At 51.5% G+C, this 15,041-nt stretch carries 14 protein-coding genes; 13 read left to right on the top strand and 1 reads right to left on the bottom strand.

From position 1 onward, the window contains the following. The first annotated feature begins 167 nt into the window (after positions 1 to 167). The 3 genes from gpt to crl all read left to right on the top strand — a co-directional run bounded on the left by gpt (position 168) and on the right by crl (position 2,506). Positions 168 to 626, top strand: coding sequence for a xanthine phosphoribosyltransferase (gene gpt, locus LBW88_RS21885; protein ID WP_007887137.1), 459 nt, complete (start codon positions 168 to 170; stop codon positions 624 to 626). A 121-nt stretch (positions 627 to 747) separates the two neighbouring features. Next, entirely contained in the window at positions 748 to 1,995 is a 1,248-nt protein-coding gene (frsA, locus tag LBW88_RS21880) for an esterase FrsA (RefSeq protein WP_224934214.1), read from the top strand. 109 nt (positions 1,996 to 2,104) lie between these two features. Continuing rightward, positions 2,105 to 2,506, top strand: coding sequence for a sigma factor-binding protein Crl (gene crl / locus LBW88_RS21875; RefSeq protein WP_224934213.1), 402 nt, complete (start codon positions 2,105 to 2,107; stop codon positions 2,504 to 2,506). Between the two features lie 111 nt (positions 2,507 to 2,617). Here crl and ompC read toward each other — a convergent pair whose 3' ends face one another. After that, on the bottom strand, positions 2,618 to 3,736 hold the full coding sequence (gene ompC / locus LBW88_RS21870) for a porin OmpC (protein ID WP_224934212.1): 1,119 nt from the start codon (positions 3,734 to 3,736) through the stop codon (positions 2,618 to 2,620). Between the two features lie 246 nt (positions 3,737 to 3,982). Between ompC and proB the strand changes: the two genes are divergently transcribed. From proB to LBW88_RS21820, 10 genes are all read left to right on the top strand, one after another. Next, positions 3,983 to 5,086, top strand: a complete 1,104-nt coding sequence (gene proB / locus LBW88_RS21865; RefSeq protein ID WP_034825331.1) for a glutamate 5-kinase — start codon at positions 3,983 to 3,985, stop codon at positions 5,084 to 5,086. Between the two features lie 10 nt (positions 5,087 to 5,096). Next, positions 5,097 to 6,350 carry a glutamate-5-semialdehyde dehydrogenase gene (proA, locus tag LBW88_RS21860; RefSeq protein WP_224934211.1) on the top strand — a complete coding sequence of 418 codons (1,254 nt, stop codon included), beginning with the start codon at positions 5,097 to 5,099 and terminating at the stop codon, positions 6,348 to 6,350. Positions 6,351 to 6,702: 352 nt separating this feature from the next. After that, a complete protein-coding gene (locus LBW88_RS21855; RefSeq protein ID WP_224934210.1) occupies positions 6,703 to 7,434 on the top strand; it encodes a S24 family peptidase in 732 nt (243 codons plus the stop codon). 413 nt (positions 7,435 to 7,847) lie between these two features. Beyond that, positions 7,848 to 8,126 carry a hypothetical protein gene (locus tag LBW88_RS21850; RefSeq protein WP_224934209.1) on the top strand — a complete coding sequence of 93 codons (279 nt, stop codon included), beginning with the start codon at positions 7,848 to 7,850 and terminating at the stop codon, positions 8,124 to 8,126. 180 nt (positions 8,127 to 8,306) lie between these two features. Further along, a complete protein-coding gene (locus LBW88_RS21845) occupies positions 8,307 to 8,774 on the top strand; it encodes a glycoside hydrolase family protein (protein WP_224934208.1) in 468 nt (155 codons plus the stop codon). Between the two features lie 2 nt (positions 8,775 to 8,776). Next, entirely contained in the window at positions 8,777 to 9,121 is a 345-nt protein-coding gene (locus tag LBW88_RS21840) for a hypothetical protein (protein ID WP_224934255.1), read from the top strand. Further along, positions 9,118 to 9,411: a hypothetical protein gene (locus LBW88_RS21835; RefSeq protein WP_224934207.1), complete on the top strand. Its 294-nt coding sequence runs from the start codon at positions 9,118 to 9,120 to the stop codon at positions 9,409 to 9,411. Before LBW88_RS21840 ends, LBW88_RS21835 begins: the two co-directional genes overlap by 4 nt. Before the next feature lie 201 nt (positions 9,412 to 9,612). After that, positions 9,613 to 11,358, top strand: a complete 1,746-nt coding sequence (locus LBW88_RS21830; protein WP_224934206.1) for an amylovoran biosynthesis protein AmsF — start codon at positions 9,613 to 9,615, stop codon at positions 11,356 to 11,358. Between the two features lie 1,274 nt (positions 11,359 to 12,632). Further along, a complete protein-coding gene (locus LBW88_RS21825; protein ID WP_224934205.1) occupies positions 12,633 to 13,940 on the top strand; it encodes an oligosaccharide flippase family protein in 1,308 nt (435 codons plus the stop codon). Continuing rightward, positions 13,937 to 14,932, top strand: coding sequence for a glycosyltransferase family 2 protein (locus LBW88_RS21820; RefSeq protein WP_224934204.1), 996 nt, complete (start codon positions 13,937 to 13,939; stop codon positions 14,930 to 14,932). Before LBW88_RS21825 ends, LBW88_RS21820 begins: the two co-directional genes overlap by 4 nt. Positions 14,933 to 15,041: the final 109 nt, after the last annotated feature.

Below are 15,041 nucleotides of genomic sequence, written 5' to 3'. Positions count from 1 at the left end.
GCTGAGAATATCACTGTTTTTCACCGGGTGCGTACTCAGGCGCGCTAAAATCCTGCATCCAGTGCGACAGATGCTGGTTTTTAACGCGTCAGATCCTTATAATCTCGCGCAACCTTTTCCCCCTTGTCTATTTTTTAAACCAACTATTGTTGGTCGGGATTTCTTTTATGAGCGAAAAATACGTCGTCACCTGGGACATGTTGCAGATCCATGCCCGTAAACTGGCCCAGCGCCTGCTTCCTGTGGAACAGTGGAAAGGTATCATTGCGGTAAGCCGCGGTGGTCTGGTTCCGGCATCGCTGCTGGCGCGTGAACTGGGTATTCGCTATGTCGATACCGTGTGCATCTCAAGCTACGACCACGATCATCAGCGCGAAATGAAAGTGCTGAAGCGTGCGGAAGGCGACGGTGAAGGTTTCATCGTGATTGATGACCTGGTGGATACCGGCGGCACTGCGCAAGCGATTCGCGATATGTATCCAAAAGCGCGTTTCTGCACCATCTTTGCTAAACCGGCTGGCCGTGCGCTGGTGGACGACTACATTGTCGATATTCCGCAGAACACCTGGATTGAACAGCCGTGGGACATGGGCGTGGTTTACATCCCACCCATCGTCAAAAGCTGATTGATGCAACGCAAACAACGCCCGGTTATGCCGGGCGTTGTGCATTCTACGCCTCGCACCCAGCATGCGGGTGCAGTACACTCTTAGGCATCTATGCGACTATCGCGGGAGAACGTCTAAGATGTCGGATAAAAACCTCAGCGAAGAGCTTTTTAAGCCCCGCTTTAAACACCCGGAAACCTCCTCTCTGGTGCATCGTCAGCACCATCATCCGGTTCAGGTGCACAACACCCTCGAAGGGGATACCCAACCTTGCTGGTATCGCATGCTCAACAAGCTGCTGTGGACGTGGCGCGGCCTGACACCGCAGGAGATCAGCGAAGTGCTGGCACGCATTGCCATCAGTGAGTATGAGCACACCGATGACACCCAACTTGATACGGTGATTGGCTATCGTGGCGGCAACTGGAACTATGAGTGGTCGAAGCAGGCCGCCTTGTGGCAACAGCGCGCGATGGAAAATGAAGATCACGAGGAAGCCGGGCATCAGTGGATGCGGGCATCCAATCTCTACAGTATTGCCGCCTATCCTTATATCAAAGGCGATGATCTGGCCGATCAGGCACAGGTGCTGGCAAACCGGGCATATGAAGAGGCGACACAGCGTCTGCCGGGTGAGCTGAAAGCGCTGACCTTCCAAATCAGCGGCGGTAGCCCGGTCACCGGTTTCCTGCATATGCCTGCGCAAGCTCAAGCCCCTTATCCTACTGTGCTGCTGTGCGGTGGTCTGGATTCGTTGCAAAGCGATCACTATCGCCTGTTCCACGATTATCTGGCGCCGCGTGGCATCGCCATGTTGACGCTGGATATGCCCTCCGTGGGCTTCAGCAGCAAATGGAAGCTGAACCAGGACACCAGTCAGCTTCACCAGCAGGTGCTGCGTGAACTGAGCAATGTGCCGTGGGTTGATCACACGCGCGTTGCGCTGTTTGGTTATCGCTTTGGCGCCAATGTCGCCACCCGATTAGCCTATCTGGAAGTCCCGCGTCTGCGTGCGGTCGCGACACTGGGCGCGATGGTGCACAACGTGTTTGTGGATGAGCAACGCCAGCAGCAACTGCCGGACATGTACATGGACATGCTAGCCAGTCGTCTGGGGATGCCTTCCGCGTCTGACAGCAACCTGCGCATTGAGCTCAATCGTTATTCATTGAAGGTGCAGGGCCTGCTGGGGCGCCGCACGCCCACGCCGATGCTGGCGGCTTACTGGCCGGGTGATTTGTTCAGCCCGGAAGAAGAGGCGCAGCTGATAGCTAACTCCTCCGCCCAGGGCAAAGTATTGGCTATTCCGACCACGCCGGTGTTCTCGAGCTTTGAGAAGGCGTTAAATCAAATTTGCGACTGGCTGGCAAAACAATTGGGTGTATGACTGGCAAAAATCCAACGCTCTGCTACTACTTATATCCGGGATATTTTGCGTTGCGCGCGTGAATCGCGTGACGAGAAACAATTTACGGTTTATTTGAGGGAGAATTAGCATGACGTTACCGAGTGGTCATCCCCGTAGTCGCCTGCTTAAACGCTTCACCGAATTGGGGCCGTACATCCGTGAAGGAAAATGCGAAGAACAGCGTTTCTTCTTCGATTGCCTGGCGGCGTGTGTCAACGTTAAACCTGCACCTGAACTGCGTGAGTTTTGGGGCTGGTGGATGACGCTGGAAGCGCACGAAGACCATTTCACCTATGAATACCACTTTGGTTTGTTTGATAAAGAGGGTGACTGGGGTGTGGCAACCATCAAAGGCAAAGAGAATAACGAGAGAGTGGAGAGTACGCTGCGTAACTTCCATGAGCGTCTGAAAGCGGTCTTGAAGGATCTGAAATTGGATCTCAAACCTGCATCGGGCTTTAAAGAAGAGCCAGTGAAGCTCAGCGCTTAAGTACGCAATAGAGTCGCACGGCTGTAATGCCTGCCAGATTGATAAAAGAAGAAAGAGCCGGTGATGAGCCGGCTCTTTTTTTATAGACACATTGAGGGTAAAGCTAACTACTTAGAACTGGTAAGTCAGACCTACAGCAACGATGTCGTCATTGTTCAGTGACAGACGGTTGTCGTCGTTCAGCTGGTTGATTTTGTAATCAACGAAGGTAGACATGTTTTTGTTGAAGTAGTAAGTCGCGCCAACGTCGATGTATTTAACCAGGTCAGCATCGCCGATCCCTTCGATATCTTTGCCTTTGGTCTGAACATAACCAATGGACGGACGCAGACCGAAGTCGAACTGGTACTGTGCAACCAATTCAATGTTCTGTGCTTTGTTTGCTGCACCTGACACGCTTAAACCGGTCACTGAGTTGGTGCCGCTGATTGGGGTCATGTTGCGGGTTTCGGTGTAGATTGCGGCCAGGTAAACGCTGTTAGCGTCATACTTGATGCCTGCGCCCCATGAATCTGCCTTATCACCTGAACCGTAAGCGCGAGCTTGCTGCTGGTTGGTACGGTCAGAAGAGGTGATGGCTGACATCAGGCTGATACCGGTGCTGCCGATGGTGTAGCCCAGTGACGCACCGTAACCGTCGCCGTTCTGGCGAGAGGTGTCAGTGGCGCTACCACGTGCGTTAGCGCTGGTAGAGTCGTTTTTACCCTGGTATTGCAGCGCAAAACGCAGGCCATCAACCAGACCGAAGAAGTTGCTGTTACGATAAGTCGCAACACCAGTCGCACGAGCAGTCATGAAGTTATCAGTACGCGCAGTACCGTCACCACCAAACTCAGGGAATACGTCAGTCCATGCCTCAACGTCGTACAGCACGCCGTAGTTACGACCGTAGTCGAATGAACCGTACTGACCAAATTTCAGACCGGCAAAGCCCAGACGGGTTTTGTTGCCTGAGTTAGCGTCAGAACCTTCAGAGTTGTTGACGTTGTACTGGTATTCCCACTGGCCGTAGCCGGTCATCAGATCGTTGATCTGGGTCTGACCTTTGAAGCCGATACGAACGTAAGATTTGTCACCGTCGTTTGAAGCGGCATCACTAAAGTAATGCTCAGCTTTAACGCGGCCGTAGAAGTCCAGTTTGTTACCGTCTTTATTATAAACTTCTGCGGCGTGTGCGGTGGAAGCCAGTGCAAGCGCTGATACGACTAATGCCAGTGTGCTCTTCTTCATTTGCTATCAATCCCAATGAGTAAAATTTGTTGTACCCTTGAAAGGGTTTGTAAAACAGGGGACTTTTTACCGATTGGTGATGAAAGTTTTATGACAGTTTTTCTGATTTCTTGTTAATCGCGAACTTTTGGTCTACCGCATTGTCAGGGGATTTTTGTGCTTTTCCCCTTGCTGCTGTTGGCTTCCTCGCTGACTCCTGATAAAACGTCCCTTCGCAGAATTTTTTTCTTACATGGCAGGAAAAACATGAGTGGCAGTCAGACCCTAGTGGTCAAATTGGGTACCAGCGTCCTCACCGGCGGTTCACGTCGGCTGAATCGTGCGCACATGGTGGAGTTGGTTCGTCAGTGTGCGCAACTGCATGCGGCGGGTCATCGTATCGTTATCGTCACTTCAGGCGCGATTGCCGCCGGACGCGAACACCTGGGTTACCCCGAACTGCCACCTACCATCGCCTCAAAGCAGCTGCTGGCTGCGGTGGGGCAGAGCCGTTTGATTCAACTGTGGGAACAGCTGTTCTCCATCTACGGGATTCATATCGGCCAGATGCTGCTGACGCGTGCGGATATGGAAGATCGTGAGCGCTTCCTCTACGCGCGAGACATGCTGCGTGCACTGCTCGACAACCATATCGTGCCGGTGATTAACGAGAATGATGCCGTGGCGACCGCTGAGATTAAAGTGGGCGACAACGATAACCTGTCTGCGCTGGCGGCGATGCTCGGTGGCGCGGATAAACTGCTGCTGCTGACCGATCAACAAGGCCTGTTCACGGCCGATCCACGCACCAACCCGGAAGCTGAGCTGATCAGCGATGTGCACCAGATTGATGATGCGTTGCGCACGCTGGCCGGTGGCAGTGTCTCTGGCCTCGGCACGGGTGGCATGGCGACCAAACTGCAAGCCGCTGACGTCGCTTGTCGCGCCGGTATTGATGTGATCATCGCGGCAGGCAGCCGCCCGGATGTGATCAGCGACGTGCTGTATGGCAAGCCGGTCGGCACACGATTCCACGCACAGCAATCCCCGCTGGAGAATCGCAAGCGCTGGATCTTCGGTGCACCACCGGCTGGCGAAATTGTGATTGATGACGGTGCGCTGGCTGCGGTATTAGAGCGCGGCAGTTCACTATTGCCGAAAGGCGTGCGTGAAGTGCAGGGCAACTTCTCTCGTGGGGAAGTGATCCGCATTCGTAATCTGCAGGGGCGTGATATCGCCCACGGCGTGACGCGTTACAACAGCGATGCCATGCGCATGATTGCTGGTCATCACAGCCAGGAAATCAGCGATATCCTCGGTTACGAATATGGCCCGGTTGCGGTGCATCGTGACGACATGATCGTCAGTTAAGGAGCAGATAATGTTAGAAGAAATGGGAAAAGCGGCGCGTGCAGCGTCGTACAAGCTAGCAGAACTCTCCACCGAACAAAAAAATCAGGTGCTGCTGACGATTGCCGATCGCCTGGAAGCGGAAAGCGCCGACATTCTGGCGGCTAACGAGCAGGATCTGGCCGATGCTCGCCAGAATGGCATGAGCGCGGCATTGTTGGATCGTCTGACGCTCAATCCACAGCGCCTGAAAGGCATTGCTGACGATGTGCGTCAGGTGTGCCGTCTTGCCGATCCGGTCGGACAACTGATTGATGGCGGCGTGCTGGACAGCGGTTTACGCATTGAACGTCGCCGCGTGCCGCTGGGCGTGATTGGCGTGATTTATGAAGCGCGTCCTAACGTCACCGTAGATGTGGCTTCCCTGTGTCTGAAAACCGGCAATGCGGCGATTCTGCGCGGTGGCAAAGAGACCTATCGCACCAACGCGGCAACCGTTCGCGTGATTCAAAACGCGCTGAGCGAACATGGTCTGCCGAAAGGTGCGGTGCAGGCGATTGAAAACCCGGATCGCGAGTTGGTTAACCAACTGCTGAAGCTCGATCGCTACGTCGATATGTTGATTCCGCGCGGCGGAGCAGGGCTGCATAAGCTGTGTCGTGAAAACTCGACGATTCCGGTGATTACCGGCGGTATCGGTGTGTGTCATCTCTATCTAGATGAAACCATGGATATTGAGCCCGCGCTGGAGGTGATTGTTAATGCGAAAAAACAGCGTCCAAGCGCCTGCAATTCACTGGAAACCTTGCTAATTCATCGCGAACAGGCTGAGCGCTTTATTCCTGCATTTTTGCAGCGTATGGCGCAGGAAAACATCCCGCTGCACGGCGATGAAAACGTGCTGTCGCTGCTGCAAAACGGCCCGGCCAGCGTGGTGGCGGTGAAAACTGAACAGTATGACGATGAGTGGTTATCCAACGATCTTAACGTCAAGCTGGTGGCGGATCTCGACGATGCGGTTGCCCACATTCGCGAGCACGGCACGCAGCACTCGGATGGCATCCTGACGCGTAGCATTGGCAACGCCAACCGCTTTGTGAATCAGGTCGATTCTTCCGCCGTGTATGTGAATGCCAGTACTCGCTTCACCGATGGCGGGCAGTTCGGTCTGGGCGCCGAAGTGGCCGTCAGCACGCAGAAGCTGCATGCGCGTGGTCCAATGGGACTGGAAGCGCTCACCACCTACAAGTGGATTGGCTGGGGCGACGATACGCTGCGCAGCTAATTTTCACTTCCGCAACATAATGGGCACCACTTTGGTGCCCATTTTTTTTGCTTTCGATCCAATTATTTCCAGAGCTTTTAGATTTATTTCTGTCATCTATGGCGCCGCCGAGCCTTTTCACCCATTTTTTGCTTTAGGTGCTGGTATCAGCGTCACAGAACAATCCTGAAAACCCCTGTCAGAACAAGCTGTCGGGCATTCATTGCTGGTTTCCACCCAGTCGAAGAGGATAATGATCATCCAGCTTCATTGATAAAAGCTGTTGGGTAGTAAACTGACGGTAATATAAAATGAACTGGTAGCAAAAATGAAAATAACATTCAGTCTTTAACTGATGGCAGATTATTAACTGATGGTTAAAAAAGAGAGTATTAGACAAGCTTTTACTGCCAGGCTGATTGCCGCGTGTGACAGCGCGGGAATTGTCGGACATGGACGAAACAAACAGGTTGCACAGGCACTGCAGGCAAGGGGATGCAGGATCTCAACACCGGGGGTCTGGAAATGGTTTAACGCTCAATCCATTCCAGATGATAGCAATTTGCTGGCGCTCAGCCAGTTACTGGATGTCCGCGTGGAGTGGTTGCAGTTCGGTATGGAGCAGCCCGATGCCACAATCAGCCAGCACTCGCTCATTGACCCACAGCTTCTTTTCCGTGTCGAAAGTCTGGATATTGGGCAGCGGAGTGCCCAGGGCATCGCTGCGCGTGATGAACTGGTCGAAACCATTCAGGCGATTGAGTATGGGCTGGATGAGGCGCGCGTGCTGTTTAACGGCCGCCCGGCAGAGAACATCCGCTTGATCGCGCTCAACAATGATTCAATGGCCGGTACCTTCGCGCCACGTGATCAACTGTTCGTGGATATCAGCGTGCATCGTTTTGAGGGGGACGGTATTTATCTGTTTACGCTGGACGATCAGCTTTACCTCAAACGTCTGCAACTGCAACACAGGAAGGTGGCAGTCATCTCTGATAACAAGCGCTATGAGACCTGGTACTTAACGCTGGACGAGGCGGCGTCACTGCAGGTTGTGGCGCGAGTGATCATGAGCCAGGCCCGTGATTACCAGATTTTGGGTTGACCACAAAACGCGCTCAGCGGGTAAAAAAATATTCTGGCTGAAATCATAAATTTAACTAACGGTAAATAAAAAATTAACTGTTGGTGTTTGCCAATGCATTAGATCCTGTTAATAATTTGAGCATGGAAGGACGACATCACTGCTCTCGGATGAGCCCGCTCTTAAACAATTGAGGCGCTGCACAAGCGCGATACCCACCACCCAAAGTCAGTGGATTTTGGGATGGGGTGGATGCGCATTTTGCAGCGTCGTCAGTTCTCCCCTGACTTCACTCTCCTCTGCTTATCCCTGGCCGCGAATGCAGCCGGGCGGGCTGATGTCGAGTGCATGCAGTGGAATAACGGACGTGTCGGCTTCAGCCGATACGCCGCGCCTGCCACCCCATCGCCAAAGACTCATTCACAGGAGGAGTTATGGCGATTATCCAGTATGGCAAGTCAGTTTTCACCGGTAACGCGCGTACCCGCCGTCACCGACGCCGCCAGTCACTTAGCCGCCTGAAGCGCAGTATCGACAGCGCCTTAGGCCTTGAACCCGATATTCCAACCCTACGTACCGCAGAACGTATTTGCCAGCGCCAGACGCAGTCGCGAGTCGACTGTGCAGTTATGGCACCTACCCGATCCCAGGCCGAACGCGAAAGCTTTGATAACTGCTGCTTGCCCCATGTCCATTTGTACGCCGTGCGTTAAACCCTACGTGGTATTCCCAGCTTTAAGCGGAACGTTTCGTTATTGCTCACTGTTTAGCCTCGCTTGAGCGTAGCGCGGGTCACGCGTTGCCACTTTATGGGGGATAGATCAGTGAGATTTATGTTTTGAACATTTGCGCAGTCATTTACTGACCGTTGCGCCCGTCAAAGAGGAATCGCTATGAGCCAGATTATTGCCATTTTGAATTTTGAAGAGGGCTACCGCGAGGCGCCCTACCTTGATACGCAGGGCTTTCCTACCGTTGCTGGCGGTATCCGCATCGGGCCGAAAGGGGCCTCACTCAGCAACTATATCTTCCAGGTCCCGCGCCGTGTGGGCGATGTGTGGAAGCAGTGCATTGTGGAAAACAAGGTGCTGGAGATGAACCAGCGTGCTTTGGTGCAGCAGGCGCTGAGTAAGTGCAGTGAAGCGCGCTGTGATGTGTTGATCAGCATGGCGTATCAATTGGGCGTCGACGGATTGGCGATGTTTCGCAGCATGTTGAGTGCCATCACCCAGGGCGACTTCAATGGCGCGGCCAATGCCATGCTCGACAGCTTGTGGGCACGGCAGACGCCAGGGCGTGCACGACGTCACGCCGAGGTGATGCGCAGCGGCAGCTACGACATTTATCGGGGGCTGTTATGAACATGAGATGGATGATGTTTGTCATCGCGGTGCTGGCGGCAGTGATTGTGCTGCTGTTGCTCCAGCGCTTTACCACGTTGGAGTTCGTTAAGCATGCGCGACTGCTGTTCAAAACCTGGTCAGTGTGGCTGGCCTCATTGGGATCGATGCTCAGTGCCTGGGCGCAATCCTTTCCTTCATCAGCACTGGATGCCTGGAATGCACTGCCTCAGGACATCAAAGACATTCTTCCTCACAACTACCTCGGATTGATTGGAGCCTTCATGGTAGCGATGGGCGTTCTGGCGCAGTTTGTCCGGCAGAAAACCTTGATTGAACAGCGCAAAACGCTGGAGGAGAAACCATGACGCTTATCACTTCACTGCTTGGCAGCAGCTGGCACTGGCTGGCTGCGCTGGCGGGCATTGTTGCGGCTCTGGTTGCCAGCTACTTCGGTGGCAGAAAGATTGGCAAGGTGCAGCAACAAGCCAAATCAGAGGTGGAATCCGCAAACAAAGCGGCAGTGCAGGCTGTCGCGTTAAACCAGCAGCAGCAACAGCTGCGCGAGGAGGCTAAACGTGTGGAAGCCAGCAATCTTAACCTTGATGACGCTGCTGCTCGCGACAAGCTGCAGCACTCGAAATACAACCAACCCTGAATCCCCCGTCGTTATCGACTCTGCTTGTACGCTTTTTTCCCCGATTTACACCCACGGCAATGACGCCAAACGGATGGATGTTCGCACTGTGCGCGCCATCAACAACCACAACGATCTCTGGGATCAGCACTGCGGCCCATCGGCGCAGTAACGCTGTTCCCACACTTGTATTGCAAACCTGAAAAGGCCGAGGAGGCTATGATGATCGAAGTTAACTCTTATGCTGAACTGCGTACTACCGTTCCCAGCAAAAACGGCGATTTGGCGTTTCTACGCCGCTACAACGCGGACTCTACCTTCCACGGTGGCGGTGACTTTACCGGTTTTATCGGCACCACTACCGCCACGGATGACGGCGGGACGCTGGCGGTGGGTAACGGCTTTTACTGGAAACGTGTGATTAACGATCCGTCCGACATCAACGTTTACCACTTTGGTGCGAAAGGGGATGGCTACGCCAACGACACCGACTCCTTTACGCGCATGCTGGCATGGACGCAAACCTACAGCGGTAATATCAAAGATTTGCCGGTGCGTTTTCCGGGAGGGAAATTTTTAATCAATCCGATCGACATCAGCGCCACAGACAATGCCTTCTTTGGCTTGCAGGGCGATGATGTTGAGCTGGGTTCTCTACCGCGCACCACCATCATTTCAGATAAAAGTGCCAACCCGGTATTTAAGGTGAAGGCGCGCCGCACCTCGATCCGAGGCATTGCCTGGAATGGTCAGGCTTCGGCCGATATCACCACCAACAAAGGCACGATCACTGCGGCCATGTGCAGCAACGTGCAGCCGTTCTTCGAAAATACCTGTATCGAAGGCACCACGGTAAATATCTACTGTTTCCGCGCGCAGAATAACGGCGGTACGGTGATTAAAGTGCTGGATACGCTGGACACCAAATTTGACCAGATTTACACCCTCTACACCTATGCGCGCGTATTTGATGTCGGCTGGTCAAATTCACCGAATGGCGCGTGGGATCACTCCACCGCGATTGAAATCTGCAACTGTAACTTCCAGACCGGCTATGGCGATGCCACGTTGTATATGCCGCGCTGTACCCAGGGGATTTTGCGCAATGTGTGGATCGAGCATACGCGTAATCCGGGTGATTTGTCGGATGGTGGCTGGACCATTGATACGCTCAATATTGAGGATTGCGGTAACCCTTTCAACCTCAATAATGCACGCGTAGTGATGCGCCAGATTAACCTGCAATCCGGCGCGAAAGTGTCGAACGATCTGGTAGCCGGCAGATGGCTTTCTACCTTTGAGTATGGCTATCGCCGCGATGAGAGTTACGGCAGTTTCCTCACCGGATCGCTGCGTGCCGGCTATTACAGCGGCTACAAAATCACCAATAACACCGCTACCGACAACTGGTATCGTCTGGGGCAGCTGTTCTTCCCTAATGCGAACCAGCAGTGGGTGATGGAGTTTATTGGGAAAGCCGATGCCACCCAGCCCACTGGAACAGCAGGCACGCCGGTTAACGTGGCCAGTAGCGGTAAAACCTGGATCAATCTGCAACGACTGGAAACCGTCTGGGCGGATGCCTTTCATATGGGGCAGCCCGCGATCCTGGATATGCGTTACAACCGCGTCGGCACCACTTATGCCGTGGTGTGGGTGAAGCTAAAAGCCAACAGCGGTGACACCATGCTGAACCTGAAAAACACTGGCCCAACGCGATTCGATAGCGGCTCCTGCTCGCTGTTCCAGTCCGATCTCTCAGTGGTGACGGATACCACCACGCTGGGCACGCTGAAACCGGCCGCCCGCTTCGGCATGCACAACGGGCTGGCAGGAATTGGTGCTAATGAGAAGGGCGTACTGACGGTCGCCACTGCTGCCGGCACGCCAACTAATGCGACAACGCCGACGGGCTTTGTATTAGTTAATATCAACGGCGTTGACCGTAAACTGCCTTACTACGACTGAGATCCAACCCATTTGGCGAGGCTGCGGCCTCGCCTTTTTTGTTTGTAGAAAGCATGCGACTCGTTTTATGGATTATTTTCAGGCTGGATGTTGATTGCAACGTTGGTTTGAAGGCTGATCATGCTCGGTCTCACTGCCAAAATTCACTGTATGCATTATCGGCATCTCACCCCATTCTTTAAAAATACATTTGAGGTAAGTGATCCCTTTTGGCTGCGCTTCGCTTAAATTTATAGTGTTTTGTGCTATTTGTTTGGCTTAATTTTGATAAAGAAATTGCCAGGAGAGTCTGGGAAGGGTTTTTACGTAGATTTGAGTTACTGACTACTAAATATAGTAGGTCCGATCTTATCTCAAGATTCATTACTGTTTAATTCGATCGGATAATTAGCAGGTTAACTTATAGAACAAGGTGTTAGCGATTTGTGGCCTTGTAAACCCATTTCAATCTTATTATTCCTAACAGTATGTGGTTGCCGCCCTAATCAATTTTCTGAAAACCAATTCATCCGCGCTAATCTTTCCCATTCAACGTTATCCAACTTTTAGCTAAGTAAATTCCGTATTGGCCTGTAGGCCATTGACCTTATAACGCTGTCTGGTGAGAATGCGGTTAAAAGTTTGAATCAGATCGCAAAATTAGGGCCCTGAGCCCATTGCAACCCAGCTGCGAGAGCTGTGTTGAATTAACGCCACTTGCCATTATCGAACGGTGAAAGACGCACCGTGATAATAAAATGGCAGGGCATACAGCAAACATCGTTAATGTCGTGACGTTCGTTGAGAAGGCCGTCTAAAGATGCACCTTTTCAATCCCGCCCGGCATTCCTTGTGGTGCGAGACAAATCAGTAAGCTGCACCGATTTTAATCATATTGAATGGCATATTGATGATTGGCGCTTTTTATTGGCGTTGCGGTTAATGCGTTAAGCGCCATCTTGCTTTCAAAATGGATAGTCATATAACCACATGATATTTAACTGAACTCATCTGAGTGCAGCGCGGTTTCTTTGCGCCAAAAATAGCCACAAACATGCAGTCAGTACTCTGGTAGCTGTAAGCCAGGGGCGGTAGCCTGCGTTTTAGTCAAATGAATGAATAATAAAATTGCACGATTTGATTAGCGATAATCTTATTTAACCCACCATTTTATGAGAGTTGAAAGGCCGACATTTTCTGCCTGAGGAAACTCCGAAATAAATCAAAGTTAATGTTAAGCCGGACGAAAGGGACGTGAAGTTTGGCCTGGCAATGAATCTCACTGAGGTTGATCTGTGAAAGATAAATTAAAAAATTCGATGTGGATGATTGCTGAAAAGCTCATCGCGGTGTTTGGTCTGATTTTTGTGACGTCCTATGTCGCGAAATATGTTGGACCGACCACCTTCGGCATTATCTCACTCTCCATGCTGGTGTTTCAGTTTATTCAGTCGATCGCCGTGATGGGTAGCGATGTGATTTTACTGAAGCGTATCTCGCAAAATCGTTATTCAGGTATTCGCCTGATGATGGCGACTTTTTTACTGGTGATGCTGATTTACTGCGGCTTAGCGCTCAGCGGCATGGTGATCATGGGCGAGGAGTGGAGCCACGAAGCGTTGGTGTTTATCTGCGCAGCGGCGATTGCCTGTCTGTTCTCGTCGATTGATCTGGTCAATATCTATAACGAGGCAATGCTCAACGCACGACTCAATGTGATCGCCAACGTGATTGGCCTCGCGATCAGTCTGTCGGTGCGCTTCATGATTTCGTATCTGCAACTGGATCCTCAGTTCCTGGCGATCCCCATTGTGCTGGCTACGTTGCTGCCGTTCAGCATCAAGTTAGCGATCTTCTGGCGCTATCATCGCCAGGGGCCGATTCCGGCACTGCGCCACATCAAAAAATATTCGCGCTACATGGTGGCTTCCGGCATTTCGCTGGTGTTCTCGGTGATTGCTATCGCGATTTATACCCGCGTCAATCAGCTCAGCGTCTCGTATTTCCTCGGCGTGAAAGAGGCGGGCATATTTGCCGTGGCCATGACGCTGGCAACCTCATGGGTGTTTTTGCCCAACGCTCTGTTGGCCTCCTTTTTCCCGGCGTTCTTTGCCGAGCGCGATGATGAGCAGTCCATTATCAAAGCGCAAAAACTGCATCTGTTAGTGCTGGGCGTGTCTGCCATTGTGATCATGGCGATATGGCAACTCGCAGGCTGGTTTATTCGTGATTTTTACGGCGAGGCGTATCTCGATGCCATCGCGCCAACGCTATTGCTCAGTGTGGGCGCGATGTGTGGTGTGCTCAGCAGCTTAATGGACCGTTTTATTATTAAGTACAACGGTTATCGCTTTTTAGTGAAAAAGACCTTTGCGGTATTAATTATCTGCCTGGCATCTTCCATTTTATTGGTGCCGCTTTTCGGTTTGACCGGCGCTGCTTTCAGCGTGGTATTAACCGAATTCCTCTCTTTCTCGCTGCTTAATTATTTCTTCACTGCGCAACCTGTGATGCGTATTCATCAGATTTTTTTCAACCCCAGGAAACTATGGCAGTTACTTGTCAATTACAAAACCTCAGACAGTAAAGAGAGTTTATCATGAATGAAAAACCACTTTTCAGTATTATTATTCCCGTCTATAACTCACAAAAAACCATCAAGCGGACATTGCTGAGTGTGCTTAATCAGACGTTCAACAATTATGAAATTGTGGTGGTTAATGATGGTAGCACTGATGCAACCCTGAAAGTACTGGAGGAGTTTTCACGTTATTCTCAGGTTACTGTGATTAACCAAATTAATGCCGGTGTCAGTGCAGCGCGCAATAGTGGGTTGCAACAGGCCAGCGGGGAATATGTTCTATTCCTTGATGCAGATGATTGGGTTGATAATGATTTCCTGATGATCTTCAAACAGAATCTGGATGCATGGTCGACAGAGTCTGTGGACTTGATCGTGGGTAATCTCAACGACGGCCGCGTGGGCAAGGTCTCTCAGTCTGGCTTTTTCAGCAACGAAGATATCCCTTACGTGCTCGGCGAGCTGGAGATGAGCGATAACATTGGTTATCTGCATAACAAGTGCTATCGCCGTCAGATTCTGAGTGAATTGAACCTGCGCTTTATCGAGGGGATCTCGATGAGTGAGGATCTGCTATTCAATCTCAAATTCTTCAGCTGTATTAGCAATTTCCTGGTCACTCAGGGATCGGCATATCATTATGAAGATGTAGCAGGCTCATTATCTAAGCAAAAGGTGCATTACAGCGAGTTAAAGGTGCGGAAACAGTTTCTGACCACGCTGTATGATTCTATCGTGGATAAATATCAGGGAAGTAATCTCGATTACCTGCTGAAGGGCATTTCCAAACGCGTGCTGGCGTTAGATATGCAAATTGTGACGGCGATGTATCATTCGTCGTTTTCACCTGCGGATATCGCGCAGGAGATCAATGAAATAAAGCGGGGGAAATACTCGAAAGGGATTTTTATTCTGCTCAATAAAAATGAAAAACTGAAGTACATGATTATGAATTTGAATACTATCACAGCGTACTATTTCCTTTATGCACTCTACAGAATGCGCGCATTCTGATTTGAAATTCCCCCGGGATTATTCTCTGTTATTGTCTGCTGCGGATATTCCTCAGAATACCGAGTGGAACAATGGCTTCGCCAGAGATTAGTTGCCGGGGGAGTTTCAC

This window comes from Pantoea sp. alder81, assembly GCF_020179835.1.
Taxonomy (GTDB): domain Bacteria; phylum Pseudomonadota; class Gammaproteobacteria; order Enterobacterales; family Enterobacteriaceae; genus Pantoea.
Note: the sequence above shows the minus strand (reverse complement) of the source record. Positions and strands in the feature narration are given on the sequence as shown.

Excerpts from the sequence above, each read along its gene's own strand:
- proB (WP_034825331.1), top strand. The coding sequence starts at position 3,983 with ATGAGTGGCAGTCAGACCCTAGTGGTCAAATTGGGTACCAGCGTCCTC.
- gpt (WP_007887137.1), top strand. The coding sequence starts at position 168 with ATGAGCGAAAAATACGTCGTCACCTGGGACATGTTGCAGATCCATGCC.
- proA (WP_224934211.1), top strand. The coding sequence starts at position 5,097 with ATGTTAGAAGAAATGGGAAAAGCGGCGCGTGCAGCGTCGTACAAGCTA.
- frsA (WP_224934214.1), top strand. The coding sequence starts at position 748 with ATGTCGGATAAAAACCTCAGCGAAGAGCTTTTTAAGCCCCGCTTTAAA.
- LBW88_RS21855 (WP_224934210.1), top strand. The coding sequence starts at position 6,703 with ATGGTTAAAAAAGAGAGTATTAGACAAGCTTTTACTGCCAGGCTGATT.
- LBW88_RS21830 (WP_224934206.1), top strand. The coding sequence starts at position 9,613 with ATGATCGAAGTTAACTCTTATGCTGAACTGCGTACTACCGTTCCCAGC.
- LBW88_RS21845 (WP_224934208.1), top strand. The coding sequence starts at position 8,307 with ATGAGCCAGATTATTGCCATTTTGAATTTTGAAGAGGGCTACCGCGAG.
- ompC (WP_224934212.1), bottom strand. The coding sequence starts at position 3,736 with ATGAAGAAGAGCACACTGGCATTAGTCGTATCAGCGCTTGCACTGGCT.
- crl (WP_224934213.1), top strand. The coding sequence starts at position 2,105 with ATGACGTTACCGAGTGGTCATCCCCGTAGTCGCCTGCTTAAACGCTTC.
- LBW88_RS21850 (WP_224934209.1), top strand. The coding sequence starts at position 7,848 with ATGGCGATTATCCAGTATGGCAAGTCAGTTTTCACCGGTAACGCGCGT.
- LBW88_RS21840 (WP_224934255.1), top strand. The coding sequence starts at position 8,777 with ATGAGATGGATGATGTTTGTCATCGCGGTGCTGGCGGCAGTGATTGTG.
- LBW88_RS21820 (WP_224934204.1), top strand. The coding sequence starts at position 13,937 with ATGAATGAAAAACCACTTTTCAGTATTATTATTCCCGTCTATAACTCA.
- LBW88_RS21835 (WP_224934207.1), top strand. The coding sequence starts at position 9,118 with ATGACGCTTATCACTTCACTGCTTGGCAGCAGCTGGCACTGGCTGGCT.